This window comes from Mesorhizobium qingshengii, assembly GCF_900103325.1.
GTDB lineage: Bacteria > Pseudomonadota > Alphaproteobacteria > Rhizobiales > Rhizobiaceae > Mesorhizobium > Mesorhizobium qingshengii.
Genome location: NZ_FMXM01000081.1, coordinates 1 through 2,619, shown reverse-complemented (window position 1 = coordinate 2,619; position 2,619 = coordinate 1). Strand labels below are relative to the sequence as shown.

Sequence of the window (2,619 nt, the reverse complement as noted above, 5' to 3'; positions counted from 1 at the left end):
GGCCTTGTTCAGGTTGAGCCACGGTTCGTTGCCCTCCGGCGCCGGCCGGAAGACCGGAATCTTGTGATGCGACCGGTGCGCGCGCCGTGACCCGTTCGCGCGTCCAGCGATTGCCATGCCCGGTCACCAGGCTGTTGCGGTTGAGAATGCCGGCAATCTGATCGTCGCTGGCGATCAGTACCAGTTGCCGCATGGCGGCGATGATGTCGGCGGAGGTGCTGGTGCGTTGTCCGCGGCGCCGCTTCGGCAAGCGCAGTTCAGTGTGAACCCCGCCGATCCAGTGGATCAGCAGCACGATCTCGGAGGCTTCATCATCAATATCGGCGATCACCTCCTGAATGACGGTACGCGCGATGCGCTTCTTGAGCCGCGCATCTGTCGTCGGTGCCGCCCAGACGCTGTGGAGGTTCGCGGCCAGCGCGCCAAGGTCCATCGTCAACACAGGCGACGGCTTCGCCCTTGCGGTATCATGTGTGGCGATCTTGCCCTCGATCTCGCCGACATGTGCGAGGGCACGGTTCCACCGCATCTCCAGTTCGGCAGCGACCAGCCGGTTCTCGGGGTCGGCCGCGTCATATTGCCGGAAAGCCCGGTCGGCGGCGTAGCGTGCAGCCTCCAGATCGCGACTGAGAGCGTCCCGAACCTGGTCGCGGCGATTGGCTGCCTGCGCTTCGGCCTCGGCGGCAGCCGCGACCGCGCCGGGCTCGACGACCCGCAGAAGGGCCTCTTCAATAGCGTCATCGACGCGAAGTCCGCCGAAGGCGATGCAGCGCGGTTCGCCATTGTCCAGCAGGCCCCGCCAGCAGGAATAGCGCGGGATGTTGTGCTTGATACCCGTGTATCGCACCGTGAGCTTGCGGCCGCAGCGGCGGCACCGGACAAGCCCGGCGAGCAATGCATCGCCATGCTTCGGTGCTCCGTGATGCCGGCCCGTTGGCACGTTGTCGCTCACCATTGTGCGGATTGCCTCCGCTCGTTCCCAACTGACGTAACCTTCATGGCTGCCCGGGATCAGAGCCAGCCATTCCTCCCGGGCTTGGCGACGAACGCCCGGCCGAGGGGCTGTCGATCCAAATCCCGGCGCGGCACGAGTCCTACCATAGGCATAGGCGCCGCCGTAGATCGGGTTCTCGATCATCCGGTGGATCGTGGCATAGCTGGGTCTGCGCCAGATGACATCGCCGTTGTTGCGCCTGGTGGGCAAATCCAGGCCATGCTCGAGGAACCACATCAAGGCCTGACGGGCGCTGCCGAGCGCGGCGACCTTGTCGAACACAAGGATGATCGCCTCTTGCACGCGGCGGTCGGGATCCTTCTCGAGCCGATCCCCGACCTTTACGAAGCCGACAGGTGCCGCGACCACGAGTTCGCCACGGCGTGCCTTCTCGTAGCGGGCCGAGAGCGACCGCTGGCGCAAGAGATCGAGTTCGTACTCGTTGAGGCTTCCCTTTAACCCCAGCAGCAGCCGGTCGTTGCCTTGGCGCGGCGCATAGACCGTCTCCTGGTCGACCAGCACGGTGTCGACGACGCGGCACATCTCGATGAGCTGCTGCCAGTCGCGGCTGTTGCGGGCAAACCGCGACACTTCCCGCGCCGCGACCGCACCGACTTTGCCGAGACAGACTTCCGCGACCATTCGGTCGAAACCGACGCGTGCGACGCCGCCGGCGGCGGACCGGCCGAGATCGTCATCGACCGTCTCGACGCGAGACCACCCAAGCGCCGTCAGGCGATCGCGCATCGCATATTGAAGCGTGCTGCTCTCGCGGTTGTGCAGGACCTGATGGGCCGACGACTGCCGCACGTACAGTATCGCCTTGCGCTCAAGATGGTGCGGCCTGATCTTCTCATGCATCATGATCCGCGCCCTCCTGTCGCCCGGCGCGATCGCCGCCGACGTGGTCGAGGATCAGACGCACCATCAGCTTCGTCACTGACCGACGCGTCTCGACAGGCAGCGCCTGCCATCGCGGCGCCTCCATCATCGTGTCGGTGTCGTTCAACCTGGAGAACAGATCGAACTGGTAAGTCGTGGGCTTGCGCGGCATGGACCTCTCCCCGATTCGAGTCGTGAGAGTCCGATGCTGCGCCGATCCTCTGAGATTGCGACGGCACGCCTGTGTCACGCAGAAACTCAGCCAAGGCGACAAGCACGGCAAGATCGACCTGCGCGGCAGCCGTGATGCGCCAGCTCATGCTAGCCGATCGGTCGAACATCCACGCCGGAACCTCCAGCCACCGGTCCGGCGCTTGGCCGGAAAGGCTGCAGCGGAAAACCGTCACATCACCCTTCTTGATCACTTCATGGGTATGGACCTGCAGCCCGGCCCACGGATGCCACGGGTAGCAAAGCTCGCGTTCAATCCCAGTCCCGTGGGTGTTAAGTCGTCGAGTTGTATAACGAGTTCCGGCCACACAGAGCGATCGGCAACAAGGTGCCGATTTCGCTGATGAACGGCTCATCGGCACCCCCGCCGAGCTGAGCTTTACCCCGGAAAATCCAGCTCCCGCTGGCCCAAAATCGGGGAGCACTTCAACCCACGCCGGAAACGAACTCAAAACTGGATAAAAACTGGAGGCAACGTCACCCTCTCAAAGAGCCGCGCCCTGGCTCGGTTT

Annotated in this window: 2 protein-coding genes; both read right to left on the bottom strand. The window is 64.3% G+C overall.

The annotated features are described in order from the left end of the window. On the bottom strand, positions 1-1,858 hold a 1,858-nt coding region (locus BLS48_RS34340), incomplete at its 3' end, for a recombinase family protein (RefSeq protein ID WP_244530011.1). Further along, the gene (locus BLS48_RS34335) at positions 1,848-2,048 is read right to left on the bottom strand and encodes a hypothetical protein (protein ID WP_038654504.1); all 201 of its coding nucleotides are present in this window, start codon (positions 2,046-2,048) and stop codon (positions 1,848-1,850) included. The genes BLS48_RS34335 and BLS48_RS34340, both read right to left, overlap by 11 nt. Positions 2,049-2,619: the final 571 nt, after the last annotated feature.

Bases quoted from the DNA above. Each gene is read 5' to 3' on its own strand.
- BLS48_RS34335 (WP_038654504.1), bottom strand. From the start codon at position 2,048: ATGCCGCGCAAGCCCACGACTTACCAGTTCGATCTGTTCTCCAGGTTG.